The organism is Mesorhizobium sp. WSM4844, from assembly GCF_055811775.1.
Genome location: NZ_JBVVQB010000043.1, coordinates 43,784 through 59,666, shown reverse-complemented (window position 1 = coordinate 59,666; position 15,883 = coordinate 43,784). Strand labels below are relative to the sequence as shown.

General features: G+C 63.3%; 18 protein-coding genes. 3 read left to right on the top strand and 15 right to left on the bottom strand.

Going from position 1 to position 15,883, the window contains the following annotated elements; all coding sequences use genetic code 11:
- The coding region (locus AC0L2A_RS26505) for a hypothetical protein (RefSeq protein ID WP_473611301.1) at positions 1-211 on the top strand (211 nt) is incomplete at its 5' end.
- Positions 212-280: 69 nt separating this feature from the next.
- Here the strand turns inward: AC0L2A_RS26505 and AC0L2A_RS26500 are convergent.
- The 5 genes from AC0L2A_RS26500 to tesB form a co-directional block, all read right to left on the bottom strand.
- On the bottom strand, positions 281-964 hold the full coding sequence (locus AC0L2A_RS26500; protein WP_473611300.1) for an outer-membrane lipoprotein carrier protein LolA: 684 nt from the start codon (positions 962-964) through the stop codon (positions 281-283).
- Positions 965-1,129: 165 nt separating this feature from the next.
- Complete coding sequence (locus AC0L2A_RS26495) at positions 1,130-3,766, bottom strand: FtsK/SpoIIIE family DNA translocase (RefSeq protein ID WP_473611299.1); 2,637 nt, start codon at positions 3,764-3,766, stop codon at positions 1,130-1,132.
- 362 nt (positions 3,767-4,128) lie between these two features.
- The gene (locus tag AC0L2A_RS26490) at positions 4,129-5,547 is read right to left on the bottom strand and encodes an ammonium transporter (protein ID WP_287327197.1); all 1,419 of its coding nucleotides are present in this window, start codon (positions 5,545-5,547) and stop codon (positions 4,129-4,131) included.
- Between the two features lie 31 nt (positions 5,548-5,578).
- Positions 5,579-5,917 carry a P-II family nitrogen regulator gene (locus tag AC0L2A_RS26485; protein WP_023800571.1) on the bottom strand — a complete coding sequence of 113 codons (339 nt, stop codon included), beginning with the start codon at positions 5,915-5,917 and terminating at the stop codon, positions 5,579-5,581.
- 220 nt (positions 5,918-6,137) lie between these two features.
- The gene (tesB, locus tag AC0L2A_RS26480; RefSeq protein WP_128173684.1) at positions 6,138-7,013 is read right to left on the bottom strand and encodes an acyl-CoA thioesterase II; all 876 of its coding nucleotides are present in this window, start codon (positions 7,011-7,013) and stop codon (positions 6,138-6,140) included.
- Between the two features lie 157 nt (positions 7,014-7,170).
- Here tesB and AC0L2A_RS26475 point away from each other — a divergent pair, with 157 nt between their 5' ends.
- Positions 7,171-8,418: a ubiquinone biosynthesis hydroxylase gene (locus AC0L2A_RS26475; RefSeq protein WP_473611297.1), complete on the top strand. Its 1,248-nt coding sequence runs from the start codon at positions 7,171-7,173 to the stop codon at positions 8,416-8,418.
- 42 nt (positions 8,419-8,460) lie between these two features.
- On the opposite strand, the gene AC0L2A_RS26470 is transcribed toward AC0L2A_RS26475, so the two are convergent.
- The 3 genes from AC0L2A_RS26470 to AC0L2A_RS26460 form a co-directional block, all read right to left on the bottom strand.
- Entirely contained in the window at positions 8,461-8,988 is a 528-nt protein-coding gene (locus AC0L2A_RS26470) for a hypothetical protein (protein ID WP_287194757.1), read from the bottom strand.
- Positions 8,989-9,100: 112 nt separating this feature from the next.
- Positions 9,101-9,457, bottom strand: coding sequence for a YciI family protein (locus tag AC0L2A_RS26465; RefSeq protein ID WP_473611296.1), 357 nt, complete (start codon positions 9,455-9,457; stop codon positions 9,101-9,103).
- Positions 9,458-9,460: 3 nt separating this feature from the next.
- Positions 9,461-9,838: a hypothetical protein gene (locus AC0L2A_RS26460; protein ID WP_473611295.1), complete on the bottom strand. Its 378-nt coding sequence runs from the start codon at positions 9,836-9,838 to the stop codon at positions 9,461-9,463.
- Between the two features lie 30 nt (positions 9,839-9,868).
- Between AC0L2A_RS26460 and AC0L2A_RS26455 the strand changes: the two genes are divergently transcribed.
- Positions 9,869-10,294, top strand: a complete 426-nt coding sequence (locus AC0L2A_RS26455; protein ID WP_287222750.1) for an OsmC family protein — start codon at positions 9,869-9,871, stop codon at positions 10,292-10,294.
- A gap of 99 nt (positions 10,295-10,393) precedes the next feature.
- Here the strand turns inward: AC0L2A_RS26455 and AC0L2A_RS26450 are convergent, their stop codons facing one another.
- The 7 genes from AC0L2A_RS26450 to AC0L2A_RS26420 all read right to left on the bottom strand — a co-directional run bounded on the left by AC0L2A_RS26450 (position 10,394) and on the right by AC0L2A_RS26420 (position 15,792).
- Entirely contained in the window at positions 10,394-11,032 is a 639-nt protein-coding gene (locus AC0L2A_RS26450) for a YceH family protein (protein ID WP_473611293.1), read from the bottom strand.
- Between the two features lie 87 nt (positions 11,033-11,119).
- Positions 11,120-11,899, bottom strand: coding sequence for a succinate dehydrogenase iron-sulfur subunit (locus tag AC0L2A_RS26445; protein WP_473513156.1), 780 nt, complete (start codon positions 11,897-11,899; stop codon positions 11,120-11,122).
- Between the two features lie 382 nt (positions 11,900-12,281).
- Complete coding sequence (gene sdhA / locus AC0L2A_RS26440; protein ID WP_473611292.1) at positions 12,282-14,120, bottom strand: succinate dehydrogenase flavoprotein subunit; 1,839 nt, start codon at positions 14,118-14,120, stop codon at positions 12,282-12,284.
- Between the two features lie 4 nt (positions 14,121-14,124).
- On the bottom strand, positions 14,125-14,499 hold the full coding sequence (gene sdhD / locus AC0L2A_RS26435) for a succinate dehydrogenase, hydrophobic membrane anchor protein (RefSeq protein ID WP_268929907.1): 375 nt from the start codon (positions 14,497-14,499) through the stop codon (positions 14,125-14,127).
- A gap of 23 nt (positions 14,500-14,522) precedes the next feature.
- Positions 14,523-14,942 carry a succinate dehydrogenase, cytochrome b556 subunit gene (gene sdhC, locus AC0L2A_RS26430; protein ID WP_077380892.1) on the bottom strand — a complete coding sequence of 140 codons (420 nt, stop codon included), beginning with the start codon at positions 14,940-14,942 and terminating at the stop codon, positions 14,523-14,525.
- Between the two features lie 398 nt (positions 14,943-15,340).
- Positions 15,341-15,676 (bottom strand): hypothetical protein, encoded by a 336-nt coding sequence (locus tag AC0L2A_RS26425; RefSeq protein ID WP_473611290.1) that lies wholly within the window; start codon positions 15,674-15,676, stop codon positions 15,341-15,343.
- The gene (locus tag AC0L2A_RS26420) at positions 15,667-15,792 is read right to left on the bottom strand and encodes a hypothetical protein (RefSeq protein ID WP_473611289.1); all 126 of its coding nucleotides are present in this window, start codon (positions 15,790-15,792) and stop codon (positions 15,667-15,669) included. The genes AC0L2A_RS26425 and AC0L2A_RS26420 overlap by 10 nt, the downstream gene beginning before the upstream one ends.
- Positions 15,793-15,883 lie beyond the last annotated feature (91 nt).

Genomic DNA, 15,883 nt, shown 5'->3' with positions numbered 1-15,883 from the left:
TTTTTTTTGGTCTGGCGCCCCCCCCTCCGGCCCCCCTTGGGCCCCCCCACTAAAAACCCCCCCCAAAAAAACCCCCCCCCCCCCCCCAAAAACCCCCCCCCCCGCGCCCCCCCCCCCCCCCCCGGGCTGGCACCAGGATTCGCTGAGATTCAGGTCAGGCCGAGTCGAGAATGGTGGATTCCGAGAACCGGAGCGGAGCGTACTTACTTAAAGTACGTGAGTACCGGAAGCGCAGGAAACCGCCATTCGCAGGCCGGCCTCACCTGAATAACAGCAGATCCTACCGCGACTTGGTGTTCAGTTCGCGGTTGGCCGTGTAGTCGATGGCAAAGGTGTCGGGGGCGAAGCTTACGCCTTCCCTGACGTTGAAGATCATCACCGTCGTGTCCTTGCCTTGCGCGTCGGTGATCGTCCATTGGCGCAATTCGTAGGTTTTCGGATCGAACATCATGGTGATCTTCGAACTGCCGAACACCGATTTGTCGGCGAGTTGGATGGTGGTGACGTCGTTTTCTTCCTTGACGCTTTTGACGCGGCCGCCGGAGAGGTCGATCCTGGTGTCGAGCAGCAGCTTGAGCGGCGTTTTCGACAGTGGGTAGAGATCGGACGTTTTCAGCCGCTTGTTCAGGATGACCACCGACTTGCCGTCGGAAATCACCCGGAAATTCGACGTCCCATCATAGTTGAAGCGTATCTTGCCCGGCCGTTCCAGGAAGAACTTGCCGCCGGTCTGCTCGCCCTTGGGTCCGAACTGCACGAATTCGCCGGCCATCGATTTGACCGAGGAAAAATGGTCGGCGATCTTCTGCGCGGTGGCTGGCACCGCCGCTTGCGCCGACGCCAGCAACTGGACCCCGGGCACGACATTGATGGCCGCGGCGCCGGCCAGGACCAGCCCGAGGCCAAGCAGTTGGCGGCGGGTCCGGGCAAAATCGCTGATCGTGGCGAAAGAAGAGTTTTTCATGCCGGTTACTCTCGTCTGGTTCATCTGTTGTCGCAGTGTTTGGCCCCCCAGTTGGGCTTAAGTTTGGCGGCCGAACAGCGCTTGGTCGTTGCAAACGCGCCAGAAGGTTCAAAGTTGCTGCCGTCAGGTTGCAGCCGCGAAAATCCTGTCGGCTTGGCGGGCGGATCAGAACTTGTCGTCCTCCGTCGGCACCAGAATTTCGCGTTTTCCGGCATGGTTGGCCGGGCCGACAATCCCTTCCTTCTCCATCTTCTCGATGATCGAGGCGGCGCGGTTGTAGCCGATGCCGAGCCGGCGCTGGATGTAGCTGGTCGAGGCCTTGCCGTCACGCAGCACCACCGCAACCGCCTGGTCGTAGGGATCATCGGAATCCTCGAAATTGCCGCCGCCGCTGCCCGAGCCACCCTTACCCGACGGCTCGTCGTCGTCCTCGTCGTCATCCTCGGTTATGGCATCGAGATATTCCGGCACGCCCTGCAGCTTCAGATGCGCGACGATCTTCTCGACCTCGTCATCGGAAACGAAGGGACCGTGCACGCGCTGGATGCGGCCGCCGCCGGCCATGTAGAGCATGTCGCCCATGCCGAGCAGCTGTTCGGCGCCCTGCTCGCCCAGAATGGTGCGGCTGTCGATCTTCGACGTCACCTGGAAGGAGATGCGGGTCGGGAAGTTGGCCTTGATCGTGCCGGTGATGACGTCGACCGACGGCCGCTGCGTCGCCATGATGACGTGGATGCCGGCGGCGCGCGCCATCTGCGCCAGGCGCTGCACCGCGCCTTCGATGTCCTTGCCGGCGACCATCATCAAATCGGCCATCTCGTCGATGATGACGACGATGTAGGGCATTGGCTCGAGATCGAGGTTTTCCGTCTCATAGACCGCTTCGCCGGTCTGCCGGTCGAAGCCGGTCTGCACGGTGCGCGAGATTTTTTCGCCCTTCTTCTCGGCCTGCTGCACCCGCGCGTTGAAACCGTCGATGTTGCGGACGCCGACCTTCGACATTTTGCGGTAGCGGTCCTCCATCTCGCGCACGGTCCATTTCAGCGCCACCACCGCCTTCTTCGGATCGGTGACGACCGGCGTCAAAAGATGCGGGATGCCGTCATAGACCGAGAGCTCGAGCATTTTCGGGTCGATCATGATCAGCCGGCAGTCCTGCGGCGTCAGTCGGTAGAGCAGTGACAGGATCATGGTGTTGATGGCGACCGACTTGCCCGAGCCGGTGGTGCCGGCGACCAGCACGTGCGGCATCTTGGCGATGTCGACGATGACCGCCTCGCCGTTGATGGTCTTGCCGAGCGCCAGCGCCAGCTTGGCCTTGGTGGTTTCGAAATCGCGGCTGGCCATGATTTCCCTGAGATAGACGGTCTCGCGCTTGGCGTTCGGCAGCTCGATGCCAATGGCGTTGCGGCCGGGCACCACGGCGACGCGGCAGGCGATCGCGCTCATCGAACGGGCGATGTCGTCAGACAGGCCGATGACCCGCGACGATTTGATGCCGGGCGCCGGTTCCAACTCGTAAAGCGTGACGACCGGGCCGGGGCGGACATGGATGATCTCGCCCTTGACGCCGAAATCCTCCAGCACGCCTTCGAGCAGGCGGGCATTCTGCTCCAACGCGTCCTTGGACAGGCTGGCGTCGCGCACGACGTTCTTCGGCTCGGACAGGAAATGCAGCGACGGCATTTCGAATTGTTCGGAGCCGATCAGCGAGGACTGCGCTTCGCGCTGGACACGCGCGCCCGGAACCGGCCGCGGCGCCGGCGCCGCGACGCGGGTGGCTGCATCGGAGCGGAACGGCTGCACCCTCGCATTGGGAGGAGTGCTGCGCGCGGGCTCCGGCGCAAAATCCATGTCATCGTCATCGTCAAAAACATCGGCGTCGTCGAGCGAGGCGCTGCGGTCGTTGACCATGGCGGCGAAGAATTCCGGCTCGACGCGGGCGCGGCCATCGGCACTCATCCGCGATTCGGCGAATTCGGCCGATTCGACCCGTTCGGCAGCGCGCCGCCAGGCGCTGGCGCGCGGCTCCGGTTCGAAATCGTCGCGCTCACGGCGGCGGGCGGCGCGGCGGCGGAGAAAGGCCCGCAACGACAGCCACCAATGCGTGATCGCGCCAAGCGCCAGAATGCCCTCGTCGCCCTCATCCTCGTCATTGTCGAAAAGCAGGTCGTCCTGGTCCCTCGGATCGGCTGCGGCCGGTTGCTCCAGGACGGCGAAACCGTTCCTGCGTGCAATCAGCGCCGAGCCGTAGGCAAACAGCCACAGTGCCGGCGCGGCCAGGAGCACGGCGAGCACGCTGGCGATGAGACCGGTCGGATAGCCGCCGACGACGAGGCCGGGAATCTTGAGCACCATGTCGCCGAACACGCCGCCGAGACCGGTCGGCAGCGGCCAGGTCTTGGGCGGCACCACGCAGCCGGCCATGGCCGCGGCAAGCACCGCGTAGCCGAACCAGGCGAGCCCGCGCTTCGGCAGCCTGTCGACGCCGCGCGCCGAAAACAGCAGAAATCCCCATACCACCGCCGGCACCAGCGCCGCGACCGCAGCAAGGCCGAAGAACTGCATGGCTAGGTCGGAGAAGACAGCGCCCACATAGCCCATGGCGTTGGTGACGATGTTGTCGGTGGCGTGGGAGAAGCTTGGGTCAGCGACGTTCCAGGTGGCGAGGCTGGCGACGCCGAAGGCGACCAGCGCAAACAGGCCGGCGCCGAGCAGCCGGCCGACCTGACGCCGCGCGAACGCCTGGATGCCGTGCCCCGTATCGGCCAGCGCAAGCGGTGCTGAAGCCCCTGAACGCATTCGTCGTTCCCCGTCTGTCATGGACTGGCCGGACGCATGACGCACTCCGGCAGATTCGGATGCCAGACTATCGGCGGGAAGGTTAAGGCCGCATTAACCATGGGTGCGTGCCGGCGCTCCCCGAGCGGAAACCGGTCACACAAATGGCGGGCAGGCTGGCCCGGCCGATGTTTCATGATCAGGCGCCCGATCAAGCGATTGTGACCGAGCCTGGACTGCCACCGGCGCGGGATCGCACGAAAAAAAGAGGCCCGGAACCGGTCCGGGCCTCAATGCGTGAGCCCTTTTCGGGAGCGTCACGACGGGAGGGAAGGTGTTGGGCGGCCGAGGCCGCCCCAGACAAGACCCACAGGTGGCCTGGCTTACGGGTGATAGGCCGCTTCGCCATGCGCGGTGAGGTCGAGACCTTCGCGCTCTGCATCGGCTGTCGGGCGTAAGCCTACGATCATATCGACGATCTTGTAGAGGATGGCGCTGCCGATGCCCGACCACAGGACGGTTACCAGGACACCCTTGAACTGCGACCACAACTGGGTCGCCGTGCCGGCATAGCCGGCGGCGAAGTCGGCCGTCGAATAATCGACGATGCCGGCGCCGCCGAGGGCGGGATTGACCAGGATGCCGGTGCCGAGCGCGCCGATGATGCCGCCGACGCAGTGGATGCCGAAGACATCGAGGCTGTCGTCGTAGCCGAACTTGTTCTTCACGACCGAGACGAAGAAGTAGCAGACGCAGCTGGCGACGATGCCGAGCACGATGACGCCCATCGGTCCGCCAAAGCCGGCGGCGGGCGTGACGGCGACAAGTCCGGTAACAGCGCCCGAAACCGCGCCAAGCATGGAGGCTTTGCCGCGCAGCAGCGTTTCGAGCACGATCCAGGTCACTGCCGCCGCGGCTGTGGCGACGAAGGTGTTGACCATGGCCAGCACCGCATAGGCGTTGGCTTCGAGGTTCGAACCGGCGTTGAAGCCGAACCAGCCGACCCACAGCAGCGACGCGCCGACCATGGTCAGTGTCATCGAATGCGGCGCCATGACGTCCTTGTTGTAGCCGATGCGCTTGCCGATCATCAGCGCGCCGACAAGGCCGGCGATGCCCGCATTGATGTGGACGACGGTGCCGCCGGCGAAGTCGATGGCGCCGAAGCTGAAGATGAGCCCCGACGGGTCGCTGTAAGCGCTCGGGCCGCCCCAGAACCAGACCATATGCGCGATCGGGAAGTAGACGAATGTGACCCACAGGATGGTGAAAAGGATCACGGCCGAAAACTTGACGCGTTCGGCGAAGGCGCCGACGATCAGGGCAGGCGTGATGCAGGCGAAGCTCATCTGGAAGATGACGAACACCAGTTCAGGAATGGCGACGCCCTTGGTAAAAGTTTCCGACACCGTCGTCACGTCGACGCCGGCGAGAAACATCTTGGAAAGGCCCCCGACGAAGGCGTTGCCGGGGGTGAAGGCAAGGCTGTAGCCGTAGAAAACCCAGACGATCATGACCACGCTGGTGATGGTGAAGACCTGCATCAGCACCGACAGCATATTCTTGGCGCGAACCAGGCCGCCGTAGAAAAGGGCAAGGCCGGGAATGGTCATCAGCAGCACCAGGATGGTGGAGATCATCATCCACGTCGTGTCGCCCTTGTCGACGGTAAAGGCCGGCGCGGCCGGTGCGGCCGGCGCCGCTTCCTGCGCGAATGCGGCGACCGTGCCCAGCGCTGCGATAGCGAGTGAGCCCAGCAGCGCGGTGCGCGCCACCGACTTCAAAGTAGAAGGAATATTCATTGAACTCTCCATTGGAATACGTTTCCGCAGCTCAAAGCGCGTCGGTGTCTGTTTCGCCGGTGCGAATGCGCACCGCCTGGTCGATGCCGAAAACGAAGATCTTGCCGTCGCCGATCTGACCGGTCTTGGCCGCCGCAGTGATGGCTTCGACGGCCTTGTCGACCATGTCCAGGCCGACCGCGACTTCGATCTTGATCTTCGGCAGGAAGCTGACCGCGTATTCCGCCCCGCGATAGATTTCCGTGTGTCCCTTCTGACGCCCGTAGCCTTTGACTTCGGTGACGGTCAGGCCCTGGATGCCGACTGCGGTAAGCGCTTCGCGCACCTCGTCGAGCTTGAACGGCTTGATGATTGCCATCACGATTTTCATAAGGTTTCACCCTTTACTGTTGCGGGTCCCCCGCGTTTGCACGACTTCGCCGATCCCCATGAGAGCCGGAGAGTGCCCGCTAGGATTCAAGCTCCGTGCCAGTTGCCGAAGCAGGGTGTTAAGCTGCTGTTAAATAACGACTTGGGGAAGGTTTGTCGGCTGACTGTTCATAGTCGCGGCAGCGCAGCTGATTAAAAAGTAGGCAATTTTGCAAAATTGCCTATTCCGCGGGCGGCCGCTTCAGCCTGATCAGGCCTTCCTGGGCAACCGAGGCGATCAATGTGCCGTCGCGGGCAAACAGCGACCCGCGCGTGAACCCCCGCGACCCTTGCGTCGACGGGCTGTCCTGGGTGTAGAGCATCCAGTCGTCCAGCGGATGGCTGCGATGGAACCACATGGCGTGATCGAGGCTCGCCGCCTGGATGTCGCTATCGAAGATGGCGCGGCCATGCGCAAAGGTCGAGGTATCGAGCAGCGTCATGTCGGAAAGATAGGCAAGCACTGCCGCCTGCGTGGCGCGATCGCCCGGAACCGGGCCGGTCGTGCGGATCCAGATGTTCTGTTTCGGCTCCAGCTTCTCCCGGCTGGTGTAATGCTCCAGCATAACCGGCTTCATCTCGATCGGCCGGTCACGCTCCCAGTAGCGCCTGATGCCGTCGGGCACGGCCGCGCCGAACTTGCCGATCAATTCGCGCTGCGACAGCAATGTGTCGGGCGCCGGCACGTCCAGCGGCATCGGCACCTGGTGCTCGAGACCGACCTCGTCCTGCTGGAACGAGGCTTCCAGCGAAAAGATCGCCTGGCCGTGCTGGACCGCCACGACACGCCGCGTGGTGAAGGAGCCGCCGTCGCGGATGCGGTCGACCTGGTAGATGATCGGCACCTTGGTGTCGCCCGGCCGCATGAAATAGCCGTGCAGCGAATGCACGTGGCGTTCGGGCTCGACCGTTCGCTGGGCGGCGACCAGCGCCTGGGCGATGGTCTGGCCGCCGAAGACACGCTGCCAGTCGAGTTTGGGGCTGCGACCACGGTACAGGTTGTGTTCCAGCTGCTCGAGGTCGAGAATGCCGAGAAGCTCGTCCATGGCCGCCGTCATGTTTCGCGCCCCCCTGTCGTTTTGATTCCGAAGTTCGCCTTAATTTCGATATTTCACTCGAAGCGAGCTTCAGAAGCCGCAAAAGTGTTATGGCGGTTTCCGACAGGAATGACGGGCAGTCAAGGCCGGAAAGGAATTGGCCGGAAAGGAATTTGCGATGGTCGACAAGGCGGGAACCGCGCTCGACATTCTGGTCGCCGGCGCCGGCTATGTCGGCCTTGCCGCCGCCGTATCGCTGAAACAGGCACGACCGAGCCTGGCGGTCGCTGTCGTCGACGCCGCGCCCGCCGGCATCTGGCAAAAGGACGGCCGCGCCTCGGCGATCGCCGCTGCCGCTTGCCGCATGCTCGACCAGCTCGGCGTCTGGGCCGAGATCGCCCCCGAGGCGCAGGCGATCACCGAGATGATCGTCACCGATTCGCGCACCTCCGATCCGTTGCGCCCGGTGTTTCTCACGTTCGATGGCGAGGTCGCGCCCGGCGAAGCGTTTGCGCATATGGTGGCCAACCGGGATTTGAATGGCGCCTTGCGCCGGCGCGCTGAAACACTCGGCATCGACATCATCGAAGGCGTCGCCGTCAGTGCCTTCGACGTCAACGGCGCCGGCATCACGGTGCATCTTGCCGACGGCGCGACGCTGAAGGCGCGGCTGCTGATCGCCGCCGACGGCGTCAACTCGAAGCTGCGCGACATGGCCGGCATCAAGACGGTGAAATGGGACTACGGCCAGTCCGGCATCGTCTGCACCGTCGCGCATGAACGGCCGCATAATGGCCGCGCCGAAGAGCATTTTCTGCCAGCCGGCCCGTTCGCCACGCTGCCGCTCAAGCCGGATAAGGACGGCACTCACCGCTCGTCGATCGTCTGGGTCGAGCGGTCGGAAGACGCCGAAAAACTGGTCGACGGCGACGACCTCGTCTTCGAGCACGAGCTGGAACAGCGGTTTGGCCTGAAGCTCGGCGAAATTCGCGTCGCCGACAGGCCGCGCGCCTGGCCGCTCGGCCTGACCATCGCCCGCGATTTCGTCGCGCCGCGCATTGCGCTCGCCGGCGACGCCGCCCACGGCATCCACCCGATCGCCGGCCAGGGCCTCAATCTCGGTTTCAAGGATGTCGCGGCATTGGCCGAAGTGGTGGTCGAGGCCGACCGGCTCGGCCAGGATGTCGGTGCGCTCGACGTGCTCGAACGCTACCAGCAGTGGCGGCGCTTCGACACGCTGCAGATGGGCATCACCACCGATGTCCTGAACCGTCTGTTTTCCAACGACATCGGCCCGTTGCGCGCCGTCCGCGACATCGGCCTCGGTCTCGTCGAACGCATGCCGCGGCTGAAGGATTTCTTCATCCGCCAGGCGTCCGGTCTGTCCGGCGACACGCCGAAACTGCTCAAGGGCGAGGCGATCTGAACCCGACTGACGGGCCGGCATCACCTGAATATCAGCACACCCTTAGTTGACCTCGAAGCCGAGCTTCTGGCGCAGCCTCAGTATCCTCTGGTCGGATATTTTTAGGGGTTGCTCACCAGCCTGCGCCGCGCGGTTCACCATCTGCAGTAAATCGTTTCGCTCAGTCACATCGAGACGTTCGCGCAGGAACGGCGCCAGTTTGTCGATGACGATCGTGGCATCGTCGATCTGGGACGCCGCCCATTTGGCGTAGACCACAGCCTCATCGGTCTTCTTGTCGTCTGCAATCTCCGAAATCACCGACCGAATCACGGCTTCGCGCTGCGACAGGACAGGGCCGTTCTCGGCAATGATGGCGGTGATCAGCGTCGCGGCCGCCACGACCGGATCGTCGATCGCCGTCAGCGGTGAGAGCGCCGCCTGCTTGCGCAACCTCTTGCGCCGAATGTTGCCTTGAACACGCCCAACGACGTCCGCGACCTCGCGCGCCGCATCGTTCATGGCCTTCATCCGATACCACCAGAACGCCGCCGCTCCCAACAGCCCAATTGCAGCAATCAGTATATGCATGCCCGAAATCCCCCAACCGCAGCGACGATAGGAGAAGTGCTGTCTCGCTTCAACACGCAAAAGTTGCGCCCGCCGAAGAAATCGATTCCGCCGGACGCAACCGGAATTATGTTCAAGATCCCGGCACGTTGTAGATCGCCCTGACCTCGATGGTGCCGATTTCGGCCAGCGGAATCCCGCCAGCAATCTCCAGCGCCTCGTCGATATCCCCCGCCTCGATCACGACGAAGCCGAGCAATTGCTCCTTGGTCTCGGCGAAGGGACCATCGGTGATCAGCCGCTTGCCCTTGCGCCGGCGCACGGTTTTCGAGGTTTTTACCGACTGCAGCGCCTGCGCGATGATCAGCCGGCCGCTTTGCTCCACCGATTTGTCATAGGCCAGCGAGTCGGCGTCGAGCCTGGCCAGCCTCTCCGGGCTCATTGCGTAAAGGTCTTTTTCCTCACCATAAACCAGGCAAACATATTTCATCTCTCATCTTCCTTGTTGGGACGAACTGTTGGCGATCAAGGTCCCAGCCGGGCTTTTGACCGCCGCATGATCGAGAAGGGATACCGCAACCCCAATCATGGCGACCGCAGCAAGCAGTCGACCGAAACCTGAAGGTTGCCGATCCAACCGGTCAGGTTCCTGTTCAGCCGCCTTTCGGCCGGTGTCACTCCAGTGAGCAGAAAACAGACTATTCATGGTGTCCTCCATTCGGCCACGAAACCCGTGGCCGCCCGCAGGACGGCCGAGGCAGATGGAAGTCGACATTTTTTGCACGCGGATTTTTTTTCGCGTCGTCATTGGCGCGAAAGCACGGGTGGCCTTCGTGCCCGCGCGCGCTATAGTCGACCAGACGCCGATCACGGCTCAGCCACCACAATCAAGGAGGAATTCATGGACCGCACCGCAAACGCCGTCTGGAAAGGCAATCTGAAAGAGGGCAACGGCACGCTCGACACGCAGAGCGCGGCCCTGAAAGGCACGCCGTACTCGTTCAAGGCGCGGTTCGAGGACGAAAGCGGCAAGGCCGGCACCAATCCCGAGGAACTCATCGCCGCCGCGCATGCCGGCTGCTACGCCATGCAGTTCTCTCACTTCCTGGCCGAGAACGGCACCCCCGCCACCGAACTCGACGCCAAGGCGGTGGTGACGCTGGTCCCTGGCACGGGGATCACCGGCAGCGCGCTCACGGTGGTCGGCAAGGTGCCGGGCATCGATGCGGCGAAGTTCCAGGAGCTGGCCGAGAAGGCCAAGGCCGAATGCCCGGTCTCGAAGGCGCTCGGCGCCATAAAGGTTTCGCTCGACGCCAAGCTCGGCTGAGCAGATGGCATGAGGTGATAAACGCCGGCTCCAAGGCCGGCGTTTTCATTTGTGCGGCGTAGGCGATCCTTCACGTCCCTCCAACACCTCAAAAGGTCATCAGCGTCCGTCGCCGGTCAGCGCGTCGATGCGTGCGCGCAGCTGTGCGACCTCTTCCTCGAGAGCCTGCACGCGCGCTTCGAGATCCGAGGCCGGCGAAGGCGCTTGCAAGGGCGCTGCGGCAGCCGACAGCTGCACCGGCCCGCCCAGGAGATGCACATAGCGGTCCTCACGCTGGCCGGGACCACGATCGATCTGCTGAACGAGCGGCGGCTTGCGGCCGATCAACAGGTCGAGATTGCTGCGAAGCTCGTCGATGGAGGGCAACCGCGCCATGCGCTCGCTGCGCGCCAGCAATTCATAGGCGGTCTGCGGACCGCGCAGCAACAGCAGCCCAAGCAGCGTAATCTGCGCCGAGGTCAGCGAAAAGCGCTGCGCGACGACATGCTCGTAGCGCTCGACGCGCGAGGCAAAGACCTGCCTGACCAGCCCCTTGTGCTCGAGTTGGCCAAGCGCTCGTCTCACCTCGACAAGCTCGACCGACATCACCGGCTCGCGCGCCGTCTTCTGGTTGGCGGCGGCAAGTGCCGCATTGAGCGTCAGCGGGTAGATGTCGGGCGTCAGTTCCTTCTTTTCGATCAGGCAACCGAGCACGCGCGCTTCGACGGGAGAGAGGATGGGGAGTTCGGTATCGGTCATGGGTCGGCTTCCTTTGAAGTCGGCGGGACAGCGCCGGCGCGAAGGATCACTACCGACGAAATGATCCCTGCAGCAACCCGTCCGAAGCTAAACCCTTCTCTCCACCATCATCTTCTTGATCTCGGCGATCGCCTTGGCCGGGTTCAGCCCCTTGGGACAAGTCTGGGCGCAGTTCATGATGGTGTGGCAGCGATAGAGCCGGAACGGGTCTTCGAGATTGTCGAGCCGTTCGCCCTTGGCCTCGTCCCGGGAATCGATCAGCCAGCGATAGGCCTGCAGCAGCGTCGCCGGGCCGAGATAGCGGTCGCCGTTCCACCAGTAGCTCGGGCATGAGGTCGAGCAGCAGGCACACAGGATGCATTCATAGAGCCCGTCGAGCTTTTCGCGGTCCTCATGGCTCTGCAGCCATTCCTTGGCCGGTTCGGGCGACACCGTCTTCAGCCACGGCTCGATCGAGGCGTGCTGGGCGTAGAAATTGGTCAGGTCGGGCACCAGGTCCTTGACCACCGGCATATGCGGCAGCGGGTAGACCTTGATCGCACCGGAAATGTCGTCGCAGCCCTTGGTGCAGGCAAGCGTGTTGGAACCGTCGATATTCATGGCGCAGGAGCCGCAAATGCCCTCGCGGCAGGAGCGGCGCAGCGTCAGCGTCGGGTCGATCTTGTTCTTGATCCAGAGCAGCGCGTCGAGCACCATCGGCCCGCAATCGTCCATGTCGACGAAATAAGTGTCCATGCGCGGGTTCTCGTCATCGTCCGGCGACCAGCGGTAGATGCGGTACTCCCGCAGATTGGTCGCACCCTCCGGCTTCGGCCAGGTTTTCCCGGCCTTGATCTTCGAGTTCTTGGGAAGCGTCAGTTCGACCATTACCTCAGGTCCTTTCGGATCGGCGTGCCGGAATATCCTGCGACCGCCAATGCCACCCTATTTCTCCGCGTGAACATAGCGGGAATTTACGAATCCCGTGCAACTGCCGTATACGCGCACTTCCACGGCTTTCTCTATAATTTGCCTTCTCGCGGCACGGGCTGGCAAATCCCCGTCTCCTACCACGCACCTAACTGGCCCATTGCCTTTCTCGAACCAAAATCTGTTTGACGACTGCGCGCTGGACGCGTCCCTCCAAACCGGGATGTCGTTAAACATCTTTGAGAATCTGCCTGCGTTATCATAAAGATAGACAGTGTCAGCTGACGCCGTGCAACCACCGGCAACAATCGAAAGCATCGGGACGGCTAAGTATTTCACCTCAATACACCCTGGCCTTGGGCGCGATCTTGGCCAGGTTGATGCCGCCGTCGGCTTCCCTAAGCAGCGGCTCGGTGTGCACCGGCCGATAGCTGAGCGACACCTCGCCGGCCTCGCTGAGCCGGGACAGCGCGTGCTTGCGCCAGTTCGCGTCGTCGCGCGCCGAAAAATCCTCCCGCGCATGTGCGCCACGGCTCTCCTTGCGCGCCTCGGCGGCGTAGACCGTGGTGATGGCGTTGGCCATCAGGTTTTCCAGCTCCAGCGTCTCGACCAGGTCTGAGTTCCAGATCATCGAGCGGTCGAACACTTTTACGTCCTTGAGCTCGCCCCAGATCTGCGAAATGCGCTTGCAGCCGCTTTGCAGCGATTCCTGGGTGCGGAACACCGCCGCATCGTCCTGCATCGCCTTCTGCATCTTTTCGCGCAAAACCGCCGTCGGCGTCGAGCCGTTGGCGTGGCGCAGCCGGTCGAAGCGGTCGATGATCTTGTCGACCGAGGCCTCGTTGGGCGACGGGATCGCCGCGTTGCGGTCGATCACCTGGCCAGCCCGGATCGCCGCCGCACGGCCGAACACCACCAGATCGATCAGCGAGTTGGAGCCCAGCCGGTTGGCGCCGTGGACGGAGGCGCAGCCGGCTTCGCCGACCGCCATCAGCCCGGGCGACACCTGGTCCGGGTTCAAGGCGGTGGGGTTGAGCACCTCGCCCCAATAATTGGTCGGCACGCCGCCCATATTGTAGTGGACCGTCGGCAGCACCGGGATCGGCTCCTTGGTCAAATCGACGCCGGCAAAGATTTTTGCCGACTCCGAAATGCCCGGAAGTCGCTCGTGCAAAACGGCCGGATCGAGGTGGTCGAGGTGGAGGAAAATATGGTCCTTGTTCTTGCCGACGCCGCGTCCCTCGCGGATCTCCAGCGTCATGCAGCGCGAGACCACGTCACGCGAGGCAAGGTCCTTGGCCGACGGCGCATAGCGCTCCATGAAGCGCTCGCCCTCGGAATTGACGAGATAGCCGCCTTCGCCGCGCGCGCCCTCGGTGATCAGGCAGCCGGCGCCGTAGATGCCGGTCGGGTGGAACTGCACGAATTCCATGTCCTGCAGCGGCAGCCCGGCCCGCGCTGCCATGCCGCCGCCGTCGCCGGTGCAGGTGTGCGCCGAGGTCGCCGAGAAATAGGCGCGGCCATAGCCGCCGGTCGCCAGCACCACCATTTTTGCCGAAAAACGGTGGATGGTGCCGTCGTCGAGGTTCCAGGCGACGACGCCGGTGCAGGTGCCGTCCGGCTCCATGATCAGGTCGAGCGCGAAATACTCGATGAAGAACTGCGCGTTGTTCTTCAGCGACTGGCCGTAGAGCGTGTGCAGGATGGCGTGGCCGGTGCGGTCGGCGGCCGCACAGGTGCGCTGCACCGGCGGGCCGTCGCCGAAATTCATCATATGGCCGCCGAACGGCCGCTGGTAGATCTTGCCCTCTTCGGTGCGCGAGAACGGCACGCCGTAATGCTCGAGCTCGTAGACGGCGGCGGGTGCTTCGCGCACCAGATATTCCATGGCGTCGACGTCGCCGAGCCAGTCCGATCCTTTCACGGTGTCGTACATGTGCCACTGCCAGGAATCGGGGCCCATGTTGGACAGCGAGGCGGCGATGCCGCCCTGAGCGGCGACAGTGTGCGATCGCGTCGGGAAAACCTTGGTGATGCAGGCGGTGCGCAGGCCCTGTTCGGCCATGCCGAGCGTGGCGCGCAGGCCGGAGCCGCCGGCACCGACCACAACCACGTCGAATTTGTGGTCGACATAGCTGTAGGCGGACGCCGTGTTGGCGTTGTTCGCGACCTTGGCCAAAATTTCAGCCTCCAAATGCCAGTTTGAGCAGGGCGAAGATCGAGGCGACGCCGACCACTACGGGAAAGAATGTGTTGAGGGCGAGCAGCGCCAGCCTCATGCCCTCGCCATGCACATAATCTTCGATGATCGCCTGCATGCCGAGCCGCATATGGTAGAGCCCGGACAACAGCACCAGGGCCAGGACCAGCGCCACGAACGGGTTGGCAAGTGCGGCGCGCACTTGCGCATAGCCGGCGCCGTTCAGCGCGATCAGAAAGCCGACGAAGAACAGGATCAGCGGAATGTTGGCGATCGCCGTCAGGCGCTGGCGCCAGAAATGCTCCGTGCCCTCGCGGGCGGAGCCGAGGCCGCGGACCTTGGCCAGCGGCGTGCGCATGTCGGTGTTGTGGTGGCTCACGATCAGGCTCCCCGCGCCATGTAGCCGGCGATCCAGATCAGCAGCGTCAGTACGATCGAGCCGGCCAGCGTCGCCCAGGCGACCCTGGAGGCGGTGTCCTTTTCAAGACCGGCCCCGGTGTCCCAGATCAGATGGCGCACGCCGCCCAGCATGTGGTGCATCAGCGCCCAGGTATAGAACAACAGCACCAGCCGCCCCAGCCACGAGCCGAAGGCCCAGTTGACGGCATCGAAGGTGGACTGCGAGCTCGCCGCCGCCATCAGCCACAGCGCGACCAGCAGCGTGCCGAAATAGAGCGCCCCGCCGGTGATGCGATGGATGATCGACATCGTCATCGTGATCGGCGGTCGATAGACGGTCAGATGCGGCGACAGCGGCCGTTCACGTCTGGCAAATTCGCGGGTGGCTGGTGATTTGCTCATGGCTCCCCCAGTTCGGCGTCCCAAGTTCGGCGTCTCTTGGAGCCCAGGTGGAAATGCGGCATTACCGCTTCCGGTTGCGACTTTGGACAGACCGGTTTCTAATGCTCTTTTTGCACCGCGTCAAAGCCGGAAAATCGTTTCGAAAACGTAATTTAGTCTGACAAAAGGCGGGGTTTCGCTTCAATCGATTAGGGCGCGACCCAAAGCCGGCGCAATGTTCGCTGCGGTGCGGTATGTGGTATCGACCCTACGGCTTGGAGCATGTTGAGATTTCAGGTCAGGCGGTGGCGAACAGTGGTTCCGAGAACCGGAACGGAGCGTACTTTTGGGTACGTGAGTACCGGAAGCGCAGGAAACCACTGTGGGCAGACCGGCCTCACCTGAATATCGGCATGCCCCTAGCGCTTGCAGGTCAGCGGCGTCTTCCCGCCCTTCATCACCAGCGCGTCGCGCCCGTCGATCACGATTGCGTCATGCGCCGCGCCGAAGCGGCTGTTTTGATTGGCTGGCGAGGCCGGCAGGTCCTCGCTGGCGCCGTCCGGACCAAGCACCCGCACCGATGTGCCGAGATTTTCGATGGTGATCCTGGCGCCATCGGCGCAACTGTAGGTTGCGGTGCGCGGCTGCGGTGAATCGGGCGCGGCGGCTGGCGCATTGGTTTGAGACACGCAGGCAAGTGTGGTCAGCAATGGACAAAGGGCCAGCGTCACCCGAAACGTCCGGCCTAACGCCATGTGCTGTCTCCCTGCGCGTCAATCCAGCCGCGATGCTTGCCAAGATAACCGATCTCGCGCTCGGCCGCGATGGTGGTGGCAAGCATGGCCGAAAGATGGCCGCGGATATTAACCATGTTTGCCGAGAACTGGCGGCCAGCAGGGCTGGCCTCTTAACAATGGTTAAGAAAAGGTTAATTTATCATTTGAGCAAGACTCGGCCTCTGA